20 protein-coding genes are annotated in these 19,790 nt (G+C 66.6%); 7 read left to right on the top strand and 13 right to left on the bottom strand.

What is annotated here, in order from left to right; all coding sequences use genetic code 11:
• Positions 1-19: 19 nt before the first annotated feature.
• The 5 genes from KA261_06520 to KA261_06500 all read right to left on the bottom strand — a co-directional run bounded on the left by KA261_06520 (position 20) and on the right by KA261_06500 (position 4,116).
• Complete coding sequence (locus KA261_06520) at positions 20-2,080, bottom strand: tetratricopeptide repeat protein (protein ID MBP7697448.1); 2,061 nt, start codon at positions 2,078-2,080, stop codon at positions 20-22.
• Positions 2,081-2,156: 76 nt separating this feature from the next.
• Positions 2,157-2,342 carry a hypothetical protein gene (locus tag KA261_06515; protein MBP7697447.1) on the bottom strand — a complete coding sequence of 62 codons (186 nt, stop codon included), beginning with the start codon at positions 2,340-2,342 and terminating at the stop codon, positions 2,157-2,159.
• The gene (locus tag KA261_06510) at positions 2,317-2,565 is read right to left on the bottom strand and encodes a hypothetical protein (protein MBP7697446.1); all 249 of its coding nucleotides are present in this window, start codon (positions 2,563-2,565) and stop codon (positions 2,317-2,319) included. Before KA261_06510 ends, KA261_06515 begins: the two co-directional genes overlap by 26 nt.
• Positions 2,552-3,253 (bottom strand): hypothetical protein, encoded by a 702-nt coding sequence (locus KA261_06505; GenBank protein ID MBP7697445.1) that lies wholly within the window; start codon positions 3,251-3,253, stop codon positions 2,552-2,554. The genes KA261_06510 and KA261_06505 overlap by 14 nt, the downstream gene beginning before the upstream one ends.
• A complete protein-coding gene (locus tag KA261_06500) occupies positions 3,250-4,116 on the bottom strand; it encodes a DUF4388 domain-containing protein (GenBank protein ID MBP7697444.1) in 867 nt (288 codons plus the stop codon). Before KA261_06500 ends, KA261_06505 begins: the two co-directional genes overlap by 4 nt.
• Before the next feature lie 346 nt (positions 4,117-4,462).
• Between KA261_06500 and KA261_06495 the strand changes: the two genes are divergently transcribed.
• The 6 genes from KA261_06495 (at position 4,463) to KA261_06470 (ending at position 10,732) form a co-directional block, all read left to right on the top strand.
• Positions 4,463-5,113 (top strand): regulatory protein RecX, encoded by a 651-nt coding sequence (locus KA261_06495; GenBank protein MBP7697443.1) that lies wholly within the window; start codon positions 4,463-4,465, stop codon positions 5,111-5,113.
• Complete coding sequence (gene alaS / locus KA261_06490) at positions 5,085-7,739, top strand: alanine--tRNA ligase (protein ID MBP7697442.1); 2,655 nt, start codon at positions 5,085-5,087, stop codon at positions 7,737-7,739. The genes KA261_06495 and alaS overlap by 29 nt, the downstream gene beginning before the upstream one ends.
• A 38-nt stretch (positions 7,740-7,777) precedes the next feature.
• The gene (locus KA261_06485; GenBank protein ID MBP7697441.1) at positions 7,778-8,545 is read left to right on the top strand and encodes a geranylgeranylglyceryl/heptaprenylglyceryl phosphate synthase; all 768 of its coding nucleotides are present in this window, start codon (positions 7,778-7,780) and stop codon (positions 8,543-8,545) included.
• A gap of 23 nt (positions 8,546-8,568) precedes the next feature.
• Positions 8,569-9,132 carry an SIS domain-containing protein gene (locus KA261_06480; protein ID MBP7697440.1) on the top strand — a complete coding sequence of 188 codons (564 nt, stop codon included), beginning with the start codon at positions 8,569-8,571 and terminating at the stop codon, positions 9,130-9,132.
• Positions 9,129-10,397, top strand: coding sequence for an O-antigen ligase family protein (locus tag KA261_06475; GenBank protein MBP7697439.1), 1,269 nt, complete (start codon positions 9,129-9,131; stop codon positions 10,395-10,397). Before KA261_06480 ends, KA261_06475 begins: the two co-directional genes overlap by 4 nt.
• A gap of 71 nt (positions 10,398-10,468) precedes the next feature.
• Complete coding sequence (locus tag KA261_06470) at positions 10,469-10,732, top strand: hypothetical protein (protein ID MBP7697438.1); 264 nt, start codon at positions 10,469-10,471, stop codon at positions 10,730-10,732.
• Positions 10,733-10,828: 96 nt separating this feature from the next.
• On the opposite strand, the gene KA261_06465 is transcribed toward KA261_06470, so the two are convergent.
• From KA261_06465 to KA261_06435, 7 genes are all read right to left on the bottom strand, one after another.
• Positions 10,829-13,330: an NTP transferase domain-containing protein gene (locus KA261_06465; protein ID MBP7697437.1), complete on the bottom strand. Its 2,502-nt coding sequence runs from the start codon at positions 13,328-13,330 to the stop codon at positions 10,829-10,831.
• Positions 13,331-13,349: 19 nt separating this feature from the next.
• Complete coding sequence (locus KA261_06460; GenBank protein MBP7697436.1) at positions 13,350-14,021, bottom strand: MtnX-like HAD-IB family phosphatase; 672 nt, start codon at positions 14,019-14,021, stop codon at positions 13,350-13,352.
• Positions 14,022-14,023: 2 nt separating this feature from the next.
• Complete coding sequence (locus KA261_06455; protein ID MBP7697435.1) at positions 14,024-14,317, bottom strand: hypothetical protein; 294 nt, start codon at positions 14,315-14,317, stop codon at positions 14,024-14,026.
• A complete protein-coding gene (locus KA261_06450; protein ID MBP7697434.1) occupies positions 14,314-15,084 on the bottom strand; it encodes a sulfite exporter TauE/SafE family protein in 771 nt (256 codons plus the stop codon). Before KA261_06450 ends, KA261_06455 begins: the two co-directional genes overlap by 4 nt.
• A gap of 1 nt (position 15,085) precedes the next feature.
• Positions 15,086-16,660 (bottom strand): S41 family peptidase, encoded by a 1,575-nt coding sequence (locus tag KA261_06445; GenBank protein ID MBP7697433.1) that lies wholly within the window; start codon positions 16,658-16,660, stop codon positions 15,086-15,088.
• The gene (gene tmk, locus KA261_06440) at positions 16,638-17,285 is read right to left on the bottom strand and encodes a dTMP kinase (protein ID MBP7697432.1); all 648 of its coding nucleotides are present in this window, start codon (positions 17,283-17,285) and stop codon (positions 16,638-16,640) included. The genes KA261_06445 and tmk overlap by 23 nt, the downstream gene beginning before the upstream one ends.
• Positions 17,286-17,367: 82 nt before the next feature.
• Positions 17,368-18,591, bottom strand: a complete 1,224-nt coding sequence (locus KA261_06435; protein ID MBP7697431.1) for an inositol-3-phosphate synthase — start codon at positions 18,589-18,591, stop codon at positions 17,368-17,370.
• Positions 18,592-18,760: 169 nt separating this feature from the next.
• Between KA261_06435 and KA261_06430 the strand changes: the two genes are divergently transcribed.
• Positions 18,761-19,438, top strand: coding sequence for a TetR/AcrR family transcriptional regulator (locus tag KA261_06430; protein ID MBP7697430.1), 678 nt, complete (start codon positions 18,761-18,763; stop codon positions 19,436-19,438).
• Here KA261_06430 and KA261_06425 read toward each other — a convergent pair.
• Positions 19,435-19,779, bottom strand: coding sequence for a tRNA-binding protein (locus KA261_06425; GenBank protein ID MBP7697429.1), 345 nt, complete (start codon positions 19,777-19,779; stop codon positions 19,435-19,437). The two genes, KA261_06430 and KA261_06425, sit on opposite strands and share 4 nt — an antisense overlap.
• Positions 19,780-19,790 lie beyond the last annotated feature (11 nt).

Here is a 19,790-nt window from a genome sequence, read left to right as displayed (position 1 = left end):
CTCATCCTGCAGACCGGGGCTACGGAAACCCCGGGACGAAAGATTTCAGTCGGGGGCGGGCGGCCACTATCTGCCGTGCCAGCGCGGTATCCAGCCCGGCCTGCACCGCCCGCCGGAATACCTCCCCGGCCTCGGGAAGCCGGCCGGCCTCAGCATACATATCGGCAAGTTTCGCCAGCCCCTCCGGCGGCGCGTCCGGCTGGTCGGCGAGACGTTCGAGAGCGGCCAGGAGCTTGTCGGGAAGCCGGCGGATCTGGTAGAGGCGGCAGAGCTCCACGAGCGTGGGAGTTTGCGTGGTATCGAGGCGGTACGCCTTCTGCCAAAGCTGTTCGGCTTTCCGCCAGTCGCCGGTGCGATCGTAGCAGAGCGCGAGATTGTGGAGGATCCTCGGGCTGTACGGATTCAGTCCGCCGGCCATCTGAAGGCAGCTCAGGGCGCTGTCGTAGCGCTGCATCCGGATCAAAGCGGCGCCCAACTCGGCGTAGCCCGACCAGTGCGCGGCGTTGATCTCGATCGCCCGTCGGGCGAGGGCGGCTGCTTCCGCATACTGGCCCATCTCGATCAGGTCGACCGCCCGGGAGGTCAGCTCCGCCTCGGGGTTGTGCTTCCGCCACTCGGCCTCGACCGAATCGGCCGCCAGGGCATCGCCCCGGGCGGCGTAGTATTCGCGGAGGATGTGAAACACCGGCGACATGCGGGCGGGGTCGAGGGCGATGTAGTGGGCGATCGGGCGCAGCGACACCTGCTCATCCCGCAGGGTGGCCACCCGGCCGCCCAGCGCCGCCGCGCCGAGCAGGATCCCCAGGGCGGCGACTTCCACTGTCGGCCGCCTTTCCCTGCGCCCATTGAGCACGAGGTAGTAGAAGCCGACCACGAGAGGGACGCCGGCGAAAGCGAACAGATCCCAGTCGCGCGGCATGCCGAGTTCGGGTTCGAAAATGAAGGCCGCGCCGAGCGTCGAAAGCACCGCCACAACCAGAAAAGCGAACGGCCGGGTCACCGGCCGGCGGGATTTCACGAAACCGACAAGCGCCAGCGCCAACAGCCCTGCCGCCGGCAGGAGCAAAGGAATGAGGTTGAGGAAGTCGCCCAAGTGGGCGGGCGAGAGGACCGTGTAGCCGTTGGTCAGCCGACCGTCGTAGAGCGGCAGCACAGCCAGACGGAAAAACACGGACGTATGGCGGAAGTATGCCACGGCGGAGAATCCCGCCGCGCCGACGAGCACCGCCAGCGCCGCCCAGGTCCGGGGCGGCCAGCCGCGCGCCCGCTGGCCCAGCCGGGTGGGGGCCAGGAGCAGGTAGACCGCGCCGGGGATGAGCGTCACCCCCATGATGTGGAAGAAGATCGCCGCCCCCAGCGGGACCAGGAGCCACCCGCGCCAAAGCCGCCCCTGAGCGACCAGCAAACCGACCAGCACGAAGGCGCACACGGAGGTTACGAAGAGCGAGTAGTTCTCGACATAACCGAAATACAGGAGCATGTAACCGCCGGTGAGCACGCCCGCGGAAAAGAGAACCCGGCTCCGCCTGTCCTGAAAGAGCCGGGCGGCCGCCCAGGCGACGACGCCGACGCACACGGTCCCCGAGAGAATCGAAAGGAACCGGAAACTGAACAGGGCCCCCTGCTGCCCCTCAAGCCCGGAGAGGTCCTTGACCCACACGTGCAGCAGCGCCTCCCCGAGTTGGCGGGTCTTGAGAAACGGGCGATCGGCGGCGAGCAGACTGAGCAGCGTGTAGCCGTCGCCGAGGAAATGGGTCCGGGTTCGCGCCCACCAGAACAGCGCGACCGCGCCTGTGAGCGCCACCGGGAGCAGCCAGGGGCGGCGGCGGACCGACAGCGGGGCGTCCGATGGGCCGGCGGCCGCCGGAGCGCGCCGCAAGAACACGTGCAGGGCGACTGCGGCGAGAACGGCCAGGCCGAGGACGACCAGGGCCGGCAGGCGCGGCAGCCAGGCCCAGATGGCCAGTCCCCAGGTGCGCCCGCCGGGAAACAGAGCCACAAGCATCCAGACGGCCAGCGTGAGCAGGGTCGCCAGCAGAAACGAAATTCCGGGACCGGGAGTATCGCCTGGGCGGTTCATGGCGGTTGGGCGGAACGACTAACAGAAAACCCTCCGCCGGGCGGCGGAGGGTTTGCGCATTCGGTTCAGGCGCCGCTCAGGCGTAGATTTCTTTCTCGTTGCACTTGCAGACGCCCACGCTCACCGCGCGGAACTTCCATCCCGCCCCGTTCTTCTCGGCCTTCACGTGCTTGACGTACTGCACCGGGGATTCGCAGACAGGGCAGATCACCTGGTGGGACTTCTTGCTGGCCTTGTCAGCGAAGCTCTGTCTCTTGGCCATGGGTCACGGTCTCCTTCGTATCGATAGTGTCCTTGTTCTCCAGTTCCGCCAATTTATCTTTGACGGCCAGAAGCAGGCGGGTGGCTTCGCGGTACAGGCTGAACTCCCGGTTGTCGGAAAACCCGGGAGCCGCGGCATCGAAAAACCGCAGCGCCGCCCGATAGTCTTTCTGCCGGAGAGCCAGCAACGCCTGGCAATAGGCTTTCTCGTCAGGCCTCAGCATGGCTTTGGCCTCCCTTCACCAGCTCCTCGGCATGTTTGAGCCGTTTAACAAACGGCTCGACTTTATAGTTGCCTAGCTTCAGGTAATATATGATGAACGCGGACAAAATCAAAGCATCTTTGTTCTGCCGCAAGGTGGCGGCCGACAGGAGGTCGTCGAGGACCGACAGGAGGTGTTTTTTGTTGCCGGCGGTATCGGCATACAGCGCCTGGGCATGGGTGAGGAAGTCGCCGAAGCGGGCGATCGAGTCGCCCGGGTCGGTCACCGGGGGGTGGGGGGACGGGGCGGGCGGGGAACTCCTCTCCGGGCCCCGGGCGAGCGTAATGCGGGGCGGGACCGCGGTCGGGGCGCCGGAGCGCCAGCGCTCAATCTCCGAGGAGATCTTGTGGGCCGCCGGCGGCGAATCCCCGCCAAGGTCAAGGCGGCTGCGGATTTCCGCCAAAATGCCGCCGATCCGGTTGAGGTCGGCGGTGCGAAGCTGCTTCTGGTCCAGAAGGCGGTTGTGGGCCGCAAACCACTCCCCCACCTGCTCGGTGAAATCGGTCCCGGGATCCGGCGTCCGGGCGAGATCATCGAGCCGGTTGATCCCCTCGAGCACCTGCAGGCGGGGCTGTTTGTACGCGACCACCCGTTCCAGGAAAGTCTCGAGCACCTGCTCGAGCGACTTGAGGGTGTGAATCTGGCTCAATCGACCTGCTCCAGGAGGCTTTGGGTGATTCTTCGCTCGGCCGGCCGGGGGGCGGCCTTCTCGGTCATGTAGCTCTCCAGCAGACCGGCCAGACGGCCGACCATTTTCTCCAGATCGGCGGCGGGCGCGGGCGGCTCAATCGGCCGGTCGGTCTTCGTGATCAGCCCGGCCAGTTTCAGTTGCGCGAGTTTCCGCAGCGTCTCGTCGCGCCCCAGCGGCGAGAGCCGGCAGACCTCGTTGAGCGTCCGGTGCCCGTCGACCAGCGCCATGATGTTCCACTCGTCGGCGTGCAGGGCGACGTTGCGGGCGCGCCCCCCCTGGGCGGCCGAGATCGTGTAGACGGCCTCGAGGTTCGGCAGCGTCTCCCGGATCAGGTTCATCTCGTCGATCCGCCGCAGTCCTTCGAGAATGACATTCTCGACCGACAGGTCCACCGTGATCTCCTCCTCGGTCGGGAACTGATCCTCGTAGAACTTGAACGATCCGCTGGTCCACGAGAGGAGCGAATAGAGGAGACTCTCGACCTGGCGGCGGACCACATCCTGGAGATCGGCGCGGTCGATGAAGCCGCGGGTGATGAGGATTTCCCCGAGGCGGCGGCTGTTATCGGTGACCGCCTGCATGCGCACCGCTTCCTCGAGCTGCTCGGCCGTGATGAGTCCCCGTTCCTTGAGCAACTGCCCCAGGTGGTAGGTTTCGCGCGGGCCGTAGCCGTAAATGATGTTGCCCTCCCGGAAATAGACCATGACGATCGAGTCAGCCTTCTGGATCCCGAGAGTCCCGGACTTGCGGCCCGAGGCGATTAATTGAAGGATTTCCGGAAGAGTGAACCGCTCGATATTTCCCTGCAGGTCAAGATCCATTGATGCTCCCCGATATGTTTGGGCTGTCCACCGGCTCCGTCCTCGGTGAGCGCGGACGAAGCCTCAGTCATTACTTTATGAACAGCAAAATTTTAAGGTTCAAACAAATTTTGTTCGCGGAAACCTGCTTGCTTATAAAAGGTTACACGCGATCATTCAGAACAACTCACAATAATCGTTCTGTCGACACCTGTCAACAATGAAGTACAAATGTCTGTGAGAAAATGCACTATAAAAACACGGATGCTGGCGGATTTTTCCGCAGCCTGCGGCCCGCCCAGCGCTTTTTTTCTTTACCCGCCGAAGAAATCGCTATTAATGAAGGCTTGATCCGGGGTTGGCAACAATGGACGAGAGAATCTCTCTGATAGACATCCGCCTGGTCGGGAGCCGGGCCGAAATTCATCTGTCCACGCACGAGCGGCCGCTGGTGCTGTCGCCGGAGACCGTGCACCGCTACCGGTTGGTCAAAGGAACCGTTCTGACCCGATCGCAAGCCGCGCAGTTGGAGACCGAGGCGGCGCGGTTCGCGGTCGCCAGCGAGGCGACCCGCCTTCTGGCGCGGCGCCCCCATTCGGCCGGAGAGCTTCGCCAGAAGCTGCTGAGGCAATTCGATGCGGAGCTGGTCGGCGCGGCGATTCGCGATTTCACCGCGCGCGGCGTGCTCGACGATGCGCAGTACGCGCACCAGCTGGCCGACAGCCTCGTGCGCCGAAAACCCTGCGGGCGCGGTTACGTGATCGCGTTCCTCGAGAGCCGGCGGATCGAGCGCGCGCTGGCGGCCGAGGCCGCGGACGCCGTGCTTTCGGAGCACTCGCCGGAAGAGCTGGCCGAGCGCGCGCTGCGGGCGAAGTGGCGGGAGTTCGGGCAGTTTGACCTTGAAACGGCCCGCCGCAGAGCATATAATTACCTGGCCCGGCGCGGCTTCCCTTTCGACATCGCCCGCGCCGCCGTGCAGACGCTCGCGCGTGAATCAACGGACGGAGGCAACGATTAAGACATCAGATATTCGCCGATCTTTCCTTGACTTTTTCGCCCGCCACGACCATCGGGTGGTCCCGTCATCTCCGGTTATTCCCTTCGACGATCCGACGCTCCTGTTCACCAACGCCGGGATGAACCAGTTCAAGGATGTGTTCACCGGGCAGCGCACCCTGCCCTATGCCCGGGCGACCAGCTCGCAAAAGTGCATTCGGGCGGGCGGCAAACACAACGACCTCGACAACGTCGGATTCACCGCCCGGCACCTCACCTTTTTCGAGATGCTCGGCAACTTCTCCTTCGGCGACTACTTCAAGGAGGAGGCCATCGCGTTCGCCTGGGAGTGGGTAACGAAGGATCTCGGGCTCGACCCGCAGCGGCTCTCCGCGACGGTGTACGAGACTGACGACGAGGCGTTCGCGCTGTGGGCGAAGATCGCGCCGGCGCTGAAGGACGGGCGCATTCTCCGCTTCGGCAAGAAAGACAACTACTGGTCGATGGGCGACGTCGGGCCGAACGGACCGTGCAGCGAAATCCACTACGACCGCGGGGCGAAGTACGGCACGGGGCCGGAGGACCGGGTCAACGGCGAGTCCGACCGGTTTGTCGAAATCTGGAATCTCGTCTTCATGCAGTATGAGACGCTGGCCGACGGCGCGGTCGTGGCGCTGCCGAAACCCTCGGTCGACACCGGCGCCGGGCTCGAGCGGATCGCCGCGGTGATCGCGGGGGCGAACTCGGTTTTCGAGATCGACCTCTTCCGGCGCATCATCGAGGCCATCGCCGACCTGACCGGGGCCGGCCCCCGGGCCCGCTCCGCCTCGCACAACGTCATCGCCGACCACCTGCGCGCCCTCTGTTTCGCCATCGCCGACGGCGCGGGGATATCGAACGAAGGCCAGGGGTACGTCCTGCGGCGCATCCTCCGGCGAGCGGCCCGGCACGGACGCAATCTCGGCATGCACCGACCCTTCATCCACCGGCTCGTCCCGGTGCTGGCGGCCGAGATGGGGGACGCTTACCCGGAAATCCGCGAAAAGCAGCCGCACCTCGAAAACGTCATCCGGACCGAAGAGGAGTCGTTCGGCCGCACGCTCGAGACGGGGCTGGAGCTGTTCGAGCGGGTCGCGCGCAAAGTCGCGGGGGAGGGGAGCGCGGTGGTGCCGGGCGAGGAAGTGTTCCGCCTGTACGACACCTACGGGTTCCCGTACGACCTGACCGAGATCATCGCCGCCGAGCGCGGCCTGCGGCTGGACCGGGAAGGGTTCGACCGGGCGATGGAGCGGCAGCGCACGCAGTCGAAGGCGGGGGCGCGCTTCGCCGCGCAAGTGTCGTCGCTCAACGAGGTTCTCGACGCCGCCGGTCTGCGCGCGGCGCCGACTGTGTTCGCGCGCGACCGGTTCGAGGCGGCCGCCTCCATCCAGCACGTCTTCCCCTGGCCGGGCGGCGATCCCCGGCGGGTCGGGATCATCCTCGACACCACGCCGTTCTACACCGAGGCCGGCGGCCAGGTGGACGATACCGGCGTGATCGTCGGCCCGGGCGCGGCCGTGCGGGTCGAGGCCGTGCACGGCTACCGGGACTGGTCGGTGCACGAAGGGGTGGTGACCGAGGGCTCGCCGGCCGACCTGCGGGCCGGAGACGGGGTTACGGCGAAAATCGACGCCGAGCGGCGCTGGGCCATCATGCGCAACCACACCGTCACCCACCTCACCCACGCCGCGCTGCGGACGGTGCTCGGCCCGCACATCAAACAGTCGGGATCGTACGTCGGACCGGACCGCATGCGCTTTGACTTCTCCCACCACCGGCCGATGACGCCGGAAGAGATCCGCGAGGTCGAACGGCTGGTCAACGAGCAGATCCTTCGCGGCACGGCGGTGCAGACCGAGATCATGGATATCGACGCGGCCCGGCGGACGGGAGCGATGGCGCTGTTCGGAGAGAAATACGGCGACCGGGTCCGGGTGGTGTCGGTCCCGGGATTCTCCAAGGAGCTGTGCGGCGGCACCCACGTGCAGAACGTCGCCCAGATCGGACCGTTCTTCATCACCCTGGAGACGGGCATTGCCTCGGGCGTGCGGCGCCTCGAAGCGATCACCGGCACGGCCGCGATCGGCTACATGCTCGATGCCAAGCAGTTCCGCAGCGAGGCGGCCCAGGCGGTCGGGCGGAGCGAAAAAGACGCCCTCGAGGGCGTGCGGCAGCTTCGCGAAAACTGCGCCGAACTGCAGCGCGAACTGAAGCGGGTGAAGGCGGAGATGTTCTCCGGCTCGCCGCGCGCGGTGGGCGCGGAGGAGCAGATCGGCGCCGTGACGCTGGCCACCCACGATTTCGGCGACACCGACCGCGACATCATGGCCGGGTGGATCGACCGTCAGAAAGACCGGCCCGATCCGGTGGTCGCGGTGGCGCTGGGGAAAGTCGACGGCAAGCAGGTGTACGTGGCGTCGGCCTCGAGCGAGGCGGTCAGCCGGCACCGGGTGAACATCGGGGCGCTCTCCAAAGAGATCCTGCCGCAGTTCGGAGGCCGGGGCGGCGGCAAACCGACTTTCGCCCAGGGGAGCGTGGCCGACGAAGCCGAGGCGGCCCGGGTGTTCGCGGCGGTGCGGGCGAGCCTCACCGCGGCGCAGCGCCGGTAGCGGCCCTCACCGCGGGCGCGCCGGCTTAGGGACACGAGATGGTTGAAGGCAAAGTATACCGCAGGCTTATGGAGATCCGGGCCGACCGCGGCGGGGTGTTTCTCCTGCTGATCGACCCGGACCGCACCTCGGCGCGGCACAACCGCCGGCTCTGCGAGGCGGCCGCCGAGTGCGGCGTCGACGCCCTGCTGGTGGGGACCTCGTTCATGCTCGACACCCATTTCGCCGAGGCGGTCCGCGAGGTCAAACAGGCGGCCGCGCTCCCGGTGATCATTTTCCCCGGGTCGTTTGCGCAACTGACGCCCGATGCGGACGCGGTGCTGTTCACCTCGCTCATCTCCGGCCGCAACCCGGAGTATCTGATCGGGGAGCAGGCGCGCGGGGCGCCGCTGGTCAAGCGCTTCGGCCTCGAGGCCATCCCCACCGGCTACCTGCTCATCGAATCGAACAACCTGACCTCGGTGCAGTACATCTCGGGGACGCTGCCGATCCCGGCCGCCAAGGCCGATATCGCGTGCGCGCACGCGCTGGCGGCCCAGTACCTCGGCATGCGGCTGGTCTATCTCGACGCCGGGAGCGGGGCGCACGAGGCGGTGCCGTGCGCGATGGTCCGCGAGGTGAGCGCCTATGTCGAGATCCCGGTGATCGCGGGGGGCGGGCTGTGCCGGCCGGAGGACTGCGCGGCGCGGATCGAGGCGGGCGCGGCAATGGTGGTGGTGGGAAATTCGATTGAAACCGACCCGTCGTTCGGGCGCCTGCGGGAGATGGCGGCGGCGGTGCATGCGAAGGAGTCCGTGCGATCATGAAACGGGAAAATCGTCTGGCCGAACTGCGCGACCTGGCCGCCCAGACCGCGCGGCTCCGCCTTGAGGTCGTCGAACAACTCGGCCCCCTCCTGCTCGACCTGGCCGCCCGCGTCGCCGGCGTGATCGGCGCGGGGGGCAAGCTGCTGATCGCCGGGAACGGCGGCTCGGCGGCCGATGCCGCGCACTTCGCGGCCGAGATGGTGGTCCGATTGACGGCGGCCCGGAGCCGCCAGGCCCTGCCGGCGCTCGCGCTCACCGCGGACACATCGGTCCTGACGGCCGCGGGGAACGATTTCGGCTTCGAGAACGTGTTCGCCCGCCAGGTGGAAGGGCTAGGCCACAAGGGAGACATGCTCCTGGTGATCTCGACCTCGGGCAATTCGGAGAATCTCGTGCGGGCAGTCGGCGCTGCGCGCCAACGGAGAATGCTGACCGCGGGGCTGCTCGGCGGCCAGGGGGGACGGCTGGCCGGACTGGTGGACCCTGCCCTGATCGTGCCGAGCGCGTCGACCCAGCGGATCCAGGAGGAGCATATCTTCCTCATCCACCTGCTCGTCGAGTACATAGAAAGCGACCTGTTCGGATGAGCGCGCCGGCGACCACACTCGCCGACCGCGTGCTCTTCGGCTTGTTCGCGCTCTTCCTTCTGAGTTCAAGTTTCTCGATCGCGCTGGCCCAGAGCAGCCTCGGCCTGGCGCTGGCCGTCTATATCGGCATCCTCGCCGTGCGCCGGGAAAATCCGTTCGGCGGCGCGCTCCGGCCGGTCTACCTGGCGATCGGGCTGTATGTTCTCTGGGTGCTGATCTCGGCGCTGGCGGGACCGACCCCCGGCCGGTCGGTGCTGCGGGAGCGGGAGGACTGGCTCTTCCTCATCATTCCGATCGCCGTCCACCTCGTGCGCATCGAGCCGTTCCGCCGGCGGCTGGTGCGGACGCTCGCCATCGCCGTGCTGCTGATGGGCGCGTACGGCGTCGTGCAGCACTTCACCGGGCTCAACTGGCCGCACGCGACGCCGCCGCTCAAAGCGCTCGAGGGAGGGTACATCGTGCAGGGGTCATTTGCGCACCGCCTCACCTACGGCAACTATTTCGCGGTGGCCTCAATCTTCGTGCTGGCCTGCGGAATACTGGCCGCCGGGCGGGAGACCGGGGTGTGGCGGCGATTTCTTTTCCTCGCGGCCTTCGTGGGCCTGGCGGCGACCGTGCTCTCCTATGCGCGGATGGCGCTTGCCGGGCTGCCGCTCGCCCTGCTGTTCCTCGCGGCCCTCAAAGGGCGGCGGTGGCTGGCGGCGGCCGCGGGCGCAGTGGCGATCGGCGCCGTCGCCGTGTACCTCTGGGTGCCCGGGGTGGCCGGGGGGTTCCGGGCGGCGCTGGATCGGGACCTGACCGGCGAGAACCAGGCGTCGCGCACGTACATCTGGGAGAAATCGCTCGCGATCGTAGCGGAGAACCCGATCACCGGGGTCGGCCTGGGCAACTTCTACGAGGCCTATGCGCGGCAGAACGATTCTTTGCGCGGTGAGAATCGGGTGTGGCCGCATGCGCACAACGACGTCCTCAACGTCGCGGCCGTGGCCGGAATTCCCGGCGCCCTCCTTTTTGTCGCCATGTGGGTCATCGTGTTTTGGTATCTCCGGCGCGGCTGGCAGCGGTTCCGGGGCGATCCCGCTTACCGCGCGCTGATCGGCGCGGCGATGGCGGCGTCGGTCATGTTTGCCCTCTGCTCGCTGTCGGAGGCGGCGTTTGCCGATGAGGAGCCCCGCCAGTTGCTGATGGGCGTCTGGGGGATGGGACTGGGCTGGGTCAACCGGCCGTCCGAGGAGACGCCGACGGCGGCGGGTTCGGCGGAGTGAGCGGGCGGGGCCGCCCCGGAAAACCGCTTGACAGGAACAGGTCCGGCGATCTTATTGGAAGTCGACAGGTTATGGCAAAACAAGCAAAAACAACGGCATCGCAGCCGGCGACGACCGAGACCCGTTGGCCGTTCGGCAAGCGCAACTACATCATGCTGGCGGTGGCCCTGGCCGTGATCATCATCGGCTACATCGCTCTCGGCATGGGCTCGATCACGCTGGCGCCCCTGCTACTCGTTGTCGGCTACTGCGTCCTGATCCCGGTCGCGCTGATCATTAAGGATCCGTCGCGGACCCGCGCGGCCGGCAGCGACGACACTCCGCCGGCGCCCTGAGCAGCGGCGGTCTCCGCGGTCGGCGGGCCGGGCCGCGCCGAGAGGCGGCGCTCCTGCCCGGGTCGGCGCCGCACATGCCTGATGGCGTGTTTCCCCCTATTCGGTCTGCCACTCCTCCACCAGGCTCCGGTAGCGGTTGACGAGCGCCTGGGTGGCCTCGCGCGAACGCGTTTCCGCCATGATGTTGAACGACGCCGTCTCGCGGTCGGGGATGAGCAGGACCCAGCCCCCGTTTTCTCTGATTCGCACGCCGTCGACCAACTGCCGCTCGCGCGTCTGGGAGTTTACAATCAGGTGGCGCATAACCGTGCCCTTCTTCGACCACGGGCAGGGGACGGAGATGGTTTCGCGCTGGAGGTCCTCGAATTGTCGGCGGAGGGCGCCGAAGCGGCTGCGGGTCGCAGCCATCATCTCAAGGATCTTGCAGGTGGCGAACATCGCATCGGCCCCGCTCTGGAAGCCGGGGAAGATGAAGCCGCCGCGGGTGCCGCCGACAAAGTCCGCCTCTCCGCGCCGCATCACCTCCATCATCGAGAGGTGGTCGTTGGCGACGCGGATGACCTCGGCGCCGCGGTCGCGGGCGATTTCCTCGACGCCCATCGAGGCCGCCACCGGGACCGCCACCCGCCGCACTTTGTTCAACTGCAGGAACAGATCGAGGACGATGAGCAGGAGCAGCTGCGGGTCGACCGGCTGCCCGAGTTCATCGACCACGGTGAGTTTCTCGGCCGCCGGGTTGAGCAGGAAGCCGATGTCGGCCTTGAGGGAGGAGACGATGGCGGAGAGCTGCACCATGGCCTGGGCCATCTCCTCGGGCGAGGTCGAGAACTTGCGCGGGTTGAGGTTCGCGTTCAGTTCGACGGCTGAGACGCCGAGCTCGGAGGACAGGGTCGGGAAGATCTGGCTCGAGGAGCCGTTGGAGTGGTCGATGACGACTTTGAATCCGGCCTTGCGGATCAGGTCGATGTCGAGCGATTTGAGGAAATCCTCGCGGTAGTCCTCGAGCACGTGCTGGGGCTGGTCGAGGTGGCCGATGTCGCCGAGCGAGGCGCGTTCGAAATCCTCGCCGAAATACATGCGCTCCACCTTCTTCAGCTTGGCCGTCGGCATGTCCAGCCCGGAGCCGTCGAAGAAGATCGCGTCAATCAAGCGGAAATCGGCCGGGGAGTGGCGCACGTAGATCCCGGCGGCGTAACTCCCCCGCGTCAGACCGTAGCGCACCACGGGAATGGGCTGGGTTTCGAGGTCGGCAACGTTGACGCCCGCGGCCAGGAGGCCCGACATGAGCCCGCGTTTGAGCAGACGCGACCCGTCCGAGGCGTCGCGGCTGGTCAACACGGCCGCGCCCTTGCCGAGGAAAGCGCCGAAGGCGGCGCCGACTTTGACCGTCATCTCGGGCGTGATTTCGGTCAGCGCCAGGCCGGTGATTTTCGAGTTGGTGAACAACTCCCGGTTCCAGCGGTCGCCCCAGACGATTGAGGTGGAGACGATGGCGCCGGAATCGACCGTCTTGCCCGGCCAGATTTTGCAGTTGGCTTTGACCGTCGCGCGGTCGCCGATCACCGTGTCGTCGGCGACGATGACGTCGTCCATGAACTGCACGTTGCGGCCGAGCCGTGCGGAGTTGCAGATCACGCTCTCGGCCACCAGGCTCTCGGCGCCGATGTTGGCGTCGTGCCACACCACCGTGTTGCTGAGCTTGGCGCCCGGGCCGATCCGCGTGCGGTCGCCGATGACGCAATTGTGGAGCCTGGCCCCCGCCTCGATCTTCGCATCATGGCCGAGGACGACACGCCCGGAGAGCTGGACGTTGTCGGCGATACGGACATTCTCCCCGGCGTAGAGCTCGCCCGAGGGGAGCGGTTGCACCGGCCGCTTGAGATCGAGGTTGAGCGTGCCGTTGAAGAAGTCGGCGTGCACTCTCCGGTACTCCCCCACGTTGCCGACGTCTTTCCAGTAGCCGGCCATGATCTTACCGAACAGCCCCATCTGCCGCGAGAGCATGAGGGGGAAGAGATTCTGCGAGAAGTCGAAATTGACCCGGGGCGGGATCATCTCGATGGCCGCGGGCTCGAGAATGTAGATGCCGGTGTTGATGGTATCGGAGAAGGCCTCGCCCCACGAGGGTTTCTCCAGGAAGCGCACGATCCGACCGTCGTCGTCGGTGATCACGATTCCGTAGGCGAGTGGATTCTCCATGCGGGTGAGCAGGAGCGTCGCCTGCGAGCGCCGGGCGGCGTGCCAGGCGATAGCCTCGGTGAGATCGAAATCGGTGATCAGGTCGCCCGAGATCACGAGCACCGGTTCCGTGGCCGTGGTGAGAGCGTAGCGGACCGCCCCCGCCGTGCCGTAATCGTCATCCGGCTGCGCGTACTCCATGTTCACCCCGAACGCCGCGCCGTTCTTAAAATGATTGCGGATCTTCTCCGGCTGGAAGTACAGCAGCGCGGTCACGTCGGTGATGCCGTGCCTGACCAGGAGGGACACCACGTGTTCCATCATGGGCAGGTTGCCGATCGGGGCCATGGGTTTGGGTATGTTAATGGTCAAAGGGCGCAGTCGGGTTCCGAAACCGCCCGCCATGACGATCGCCTTCATGTCGACTTCTCCCTTAAGTCTAAACGTCGTTACGACTTAACAATTCGCGTCGCTCCAGTTCGCGAGCAACGTCGAAGAAATCCTGATACGGCACGAATGGAATATTGTGCATGCGGCAGTAGCGTTCAAGGTCTTTTTTCGCAAAGAGAAGGTCGGCCTCGTGCGCCGCACAGGCGTCGGAAAATCCGTCGCCGACAAAGACCGCCGGCCCGGCCCCCGGGTGGCTTAAGCGGTACTCGCGAATCCGCTCCCCTTTGCAGCTGCCGCACCTGGCGCAGTCCCGGTTGTCAAAGGGGAATTCGATTTCGATGTGCCCGTCGCGCACATAGCCGTGATTGGCGATCAGCGGAAGGTGCGACAGGCGGTTGCGGGCCAAGAGCAGGTTGATGTACAAATCGAGGCCGTCGGACACGACCACCAGATCGATCTCCTGCCGATGGCAGCGGTCGGCGAAGGCGGCGAAACCGGGGTCGAGTGTGAAATCCTCGAGAAACTCAAGCAGTTCGCTCTCGGTCACCGGCGCCATCGCGGCCTCGCGGCGGAGGATCTCCCGGCTCGACATGCGCCCCGCTTTCCAGTCGGGGAGGAGAGCCAGATTCCGGCCGCCGGAGAAGCGGTGGAAAATGCTGTAGCCGACATCGCGAACGGCGATGGTGCCGTCGAAGTCGCAGAAAACGGCCGGTCGCGTCATGGTCATCCGGTAACATACAACTTGAGCGCAATGGTCGAAAGGAGAATCACCAGGAGCAGGTACGACAGCAGCGCGTAGCGGTAGAGTCGGGCGCGCCGGAACAGCTCCGCCATCAGGACGATGATGAAGGCGACGATGAGGAAGACCACGTTGATCCCCCAGGTCGTGACCCATCGGGCGCGGCCCGCATCGACCGCCCACAGCGCGGTCGCGGCGCCGAACAGCAGCACGATTGTCCACCAGAACCAGCGCTGGAGGCGGACGACGATGTCGGTGCGGAAGTAGTGTTCTCTCACCAGAGGCCCTCCAGCGCGCGGGCGGAGAGCCGCCACGCGAGGTACATCATCACCGCGAAGAAGAGCGCGCGGACGACCGCCGGGCGGGCGCTGGCGCCGAAATAGGCGCCGGCCCGGCCGCCGAGGAGAATGCCGAAGACGACCGGCGCCGCCACCGGCAGCGCGACCGCGCCGCGCAGGAAATAGACCGCCGACGCGGCGGCCGCGGAAAAGACCACGATGAGGGTGGTCGTCCCCCGGGCTGTCGCCAGCGGGCAGCCGATCACGAGGTACATCAGGGGGATCAGCAGGACGCCTCCGCCGACGCCGATCAGCCCGGCGAGAACGCCGATGAGAAAGGCGAGCACGACGACCAGGCCCATGAAGCGGCGGCGGTTGTCGGCAAACACCAGCCGCTCGGCCGGGCGGCGGCCCCTAAGCAGGGTCACCGCCGTATAGACCAATACCCCCGTCAGGAGAACCCGCACCAGCTCCTCGGACACCGCGGCGCTCACCGTGCTGCCGGCGATGTTGCCCATGACCATGAAGGTGGCGATGATGATGGCCAGTTCCAGATCAACCATGCCCCGCTTGAGGTACTCGGCCGACGACGAGAGCGCGTTCACTGTGACGGCGACCAGCGAGACCGGGGCCGCGGTCTTGACGTCAAGCCCGAGGACGACGGTGAGGAAGGGGACAACGATTTCCCCTCCGCCGAGGCCGAGGTAGCCGCCGAGCAGTCCGGCGGTCATCCCGCAAACGATGTACCAGACGAGTTCGGGTGGCATGTCATGACCGCCGGGCGAGGAGGATCTCTTCGGCCAGTCGGATGTCGCCGCGGGAGCGGAGGATCACTTCGCGGTAGGTTCGCGCCGCGCCGTGCGCCCGTTCCCAGGCGATCTGCCGGAGGCGCTGGGCGATGTAGCCGGCGTAGGAGAACACCAGGGCGCGATCCTGCTGCTCCGCCAGGCGGAGCGCCTCCGCGGCGGCTTTCCCCGCCGGGGGCGCCGCGGCTTCTTCCTCCGTTCGCCGGAGCAGTTCGCGGGCGGCCGCGGTAGTGGCGCTGGTGAACGCGAATCCGCGCGCGGCGGCGAAGCGGCCGAACGCGGACAGCAGCGGTCCTGCCGGGTCGAGGTCATCCTCCGCCGCCAGCTCCTCCAGGTGCGCATAGGCAAATTCCTGCAGGAGCAGCGAATTCTCCAGTTTCTGCACGAAGGGGTCGAGTTCGGGGTAGGCGTAGTAGTAGTCCGGAACCAGGCCGGTGCCGGAATCGGCGAGGCTCCCGTCCAGCCGGTTCAGGTAGACCCCGTTGTCGAAGTAGTATCGTGACATGGTGAGCCGAAGCCCGTCGCCATCCGGAAAACTGATGAACCCCTGGACGAGTCCTTTGCCGAAGGTGGTGTCGCCGACCAGCACCGCCCGCCCCGCCTGCTGGAACGCCCCGGCGACAATCTCGGCCGACGAGGCGGAGCCGCGGTTGACCAACACCGCCATCGGCAGACCGTCGGTGACGTCGCGGTACATCGCCCGGTGGACCTCCTCGTTCCAGCGGGAGCGGGCGTCGGTGCCGACGATAAAGGCGCCAGGTTTGAGGAAGATGTTGGCCGTCCGGTAGCCCTCGCTGAACAGGCCGCCGGGGTTGTTGCGCAGGTCGAGGATGAGCCCCGCCGGCCGGTTCTCGGCGCGCTCCAGGAGGGAATCGACGGCGGCGCGGATATCGTCGGCGGCCCCGGCATCGAAATCGAGCACGCGGATGTAGATTATGTTGCGGTCGGTGAGGCCGGCGAAGGGCACGTGGACGAGCGGGATACGTTGGCGGGTGAGAGCGACCGTGATCGTGTCGCCGGCCACCGGCCGGTAGACCCGGACGCGCACGTCGGTGCCGGGCCGACCCCGGAGCAGGGCGCTGGCCTCGGCCGGGGTGAGCCGGGCGAAGGGCACGGAATCGGTGCCGACCAGGATGTCGCCGGTGAGCAGCCCGACGCGGCCCGCCGGTCCGTCCTCGCGCACCGACATGATCAGCAGTCCGCCGTCGTGGGGGACGATGGTCACGCCGATGCCGCCGTAGGCACCGGAGAGTTCCTCGCGCATGCGGTCGAAGTCGGTGCGGTCGACGTAGCCCGAGTAGCGGTCGAGCAGGTCGAACATGGCGCGGCGGCCGGCCTCGGTCAGGCGCGCGCCGTCGACCGGCTCCACCCAGCGTGAGCGGATCACCTCGGCGGCCCGCACCAGGGGCGCGGCGGCGCGCAGGCCCGGGTCGGACACGACGTACACGCCCATGCCGCCGGCGAGCGCGACCAGCAGCACGATGACGACCATCGAGATCAACAGGTCGACCCGGTCAGGGGCGGCGCTCGGCATCATGATTTCTCAGTTTGCGCACGAGGTGTTTCTTGACGTCGGCGAACACGGTCTCCACCGGCTGGGCGGCGTCGATCACTTTGACGCGGCGGCGCTCCTTGCGCGCGATTTCGAGGAACCCCTTGCGAACCCGCTCGAAGAAGGCGCGCGATTCGGCCTCGAGCCGGTCGGGGTCGCCCGCCCGGCGGCCCATGGCGGTGCGAATGTCGCAGTCGAACACCAGCGTCAGGTCGGGTTCGAGATCGTCCACCGCCACCCGGTGAAGGGCCCGCACCATGGCGACATCCAGCCGCCGGCCGAAACCCTGGTAGGCGGTGGTGCTGTCGTAGAAGCGGTCGCACAAGACCACCAGGCCGCGCGCGAGCGCCGGGGCGATCTCCCGGGCTGCCAGATCGGCCCGCGCCGCCTCGTAGAGCAGCAGCTCGGTGCGCTCGTCGATGGCCAGGCGGCGGTCAAGGAGGAGGGCGCGGATCCGCTCGGCCGCCTCGGTCGACCCGGGCTCGCGCACCAGCTTGACCTGGCGCCCCTGCGCGATCAGGTATTTGTAGACGAGCATCACCTGGGTGGTCTTGCCGCACCCGTCGATGCCCTCGAAAGAGATGAACAATCCGCGTCGGTTCTTGCTCACACGGCTACCCTGACGGCCACAAAAACATACCGGCGGTGGAACCCACCGCCGGTAAAGTAGCCTGCGCAAAGAGGGCGGGAAACTACTTTTTCTTGCGGATGATGCGCTTGGGCGCGGCCGCCGCCGGTTTCTTTCCGCCCCCAGCCGGGCGGGCGCCGGTCGCGGGGCGGGCCGTCTTGCGATCCTTGGCGGCGGCGCGGACGCCCGGCCGGACCGCCGTCGTCTTCTGCTTCCAGCCGTACTCGGCGATGAACTGCTCGACCATCTGCCGGGCCACGTCGTCGGGGTACTGCACCGGCGGGGATTTCTTGAAGTAGGCCGAGGGGGCGATGAGGGCGCCCGAGAGGCCGTTGTCCAGGCCGAGCTTACAGCAGCGGATCGCATCGATCACGACCCCCGCCGAGTTCGGGCTGTCCCAGACCTCGAGTTTCATTTCGACGTTGAGCGGGACATTGCCGAACGTCGTGCCCTCCAGCCGGATGTGCGCCCACTTCCGGTCGTCGAGCCACTCCACGTAGTCGGAGGGGCCGATGTAGACGTTTTTCGCGCCGATGTCGTAGTCGAGCATGCTGGTGACGGCGCTGGTCTTGGAGATCTTCTTGGACTGCAGGCGCGACCGCTCGAGCATGTTGAGGAAGTCGGTGTTGCCGCCGACGTTGAGCTGGCTGGTGCGCTCGAGCTTGACGCCGCGGTCCATGAACAGCCGGGTCATGATGCGGTGGATGATGGTGGCGCCGACCTGCGACTTGATGTCGTCGCCGATCACCGGCAGCCCCTTCTCCTTGAACCGCTTCTGCCAGTACTGCTCCTTGGCGATGAAGACCGGGATGCAGTTGATGAAGCCGCAGCCGGCCAGGAGGATCTGCTCGACGTACCACTTGGTGGCCTCCTCCGAGCCGACCGGGAGGTAGTTCACGACGACGTCGGTCTTGGTGTCTTTCAGGAGTTTGACAATGTCGACGGTGTCGCCGGGGGCCTTCTCGATGATCTGCGACAGGTAGAACCCCAGTCCGTCGTGCGTCATGCCGCGCTGGACGATGATGCCCGTTTTCGGCACCTTGCAAAACTGGTAGGTGTTGTTCGGCCAGGTATAGATCGCCTCGGCGAGATCCTTGCCGACCTTGTTCTTGTCGATGTCGATGGCGGCCACGAACTCGATATCGCTGATGTGGTAGCCGCCGAGGTTGACGTGCATGAGCCCCGGGACCTTCTCGTCCTCGCGGGCCTTCTTGTAGAACTCAACGCCCTGGATGAGCGATGAGGCGCAGTTGCCGACGCCGATGACCGCAACTCTGATTTTTCCCATACCATTCTTCCTTCCTGCTCTGGCGGGCCGGTGCGGCCCGTTTGCCTTTTTCGCCGCGAATATAGAGATCGGCCGCCGCCCCTGTCAAATTGAAAGAAACCGCTTGCCGTCATTATAGAACAATAGTATATCACAGGCGACCAAACAGTCATATCCTGTGGAGGGCCGTATGACCGAGCGACAGCGGCCGGCGCCCGACCGGCTCGACGAAAATGAAGTCCTCCGGCTGGTGCGGCGCGGCGCCGCCACCGATACTTTCCGCCGCCTGCCGGCCGAGAAGAAGGCGTTCATTTACCGGACCGCGCTCCGGCTGTTCGGGGAGTTCGGTTACGACGGTCTTGCGGTGGACCGGTTCTGCCGCGAGGCGGGAATCAGCAAAGGCTCGTTCTTCCAGTACTTCCCCTCCAAGAGCCACCTCCTGGAGTTCTGCGTGCTGCTCTTCGACCGTTCGCTGGGGGAGTGGCTCGCGGACATCCGGCGAACCGACGGGGGCGGGCTGGCCCGGCAGCGGCTGCTGCACCTCTACCGGGCGGCGGCGGTTACCTCGCGGCTGCACCCGACCGAGGAACGGTTCTACCTGTTCGTTACGCGGGCGCTCAATCACGCGGCCGTGGCGCTGGAGGGAATCGACTGCGAGCGGCACTTCAGCGACTACGTGGCTGAGATCATCGCGCGGGGAGAGCAGACGGGGGAAATTCGGCGGGATTTCGAGAGCGCGCTGACGGGGCGGCTGGTGGCGCTCATTCTCGGGGCGCTGGTCGAGCGGGCATTCGCGGGGCGGGCCCTGCCGCCGCGGGAGGCGGAGCGCTGCGTCATTTCGCTGCTCTTCGACGGCCTCAAGGCCTAGTGGAGCCGCCCGCCGAGCGCCGCGTCATCGGCCGGGCGGACGATCGCGAGCCCGTTGCCGTCAGCCCGCGGCACTCCCAGGACGAGCACCTCCGACATGAAGCCGGCGATGTTGCGCGGCGGGAAGTTGACCACCGCGAGACACTGCGTCCCGCGCAGCGCTTCGGGCGCATAATTCTGCTTGAATTGGGCGGAGGACTGCCGGATCCCGATTTCCGGGCCGAAGTCGATGCGGAGTTTGTAGGAGGGGTTGCGGGCGCGCGAGAAGTCGGCCACCTCGATAATGCGGCCGACGCGGATGTCGACCCGGGCAAAATCCTCGAACGTAATCGTGGGTTCCATGCTGTCTCTCC

It is taken from the genome of Candidatus Zixiibacteriota bacterium (genome assembly GCA_017999435.1).
Lineage (GTDB): Bacteria > Zixibacteria > MSB-5A5 > GN15 > FEB-12 > JAGNLV01.
Note: the sequence above shows the minus strand (reverse complement) of the source record. Positions and strands in the feature narration are given on the sequence as shown.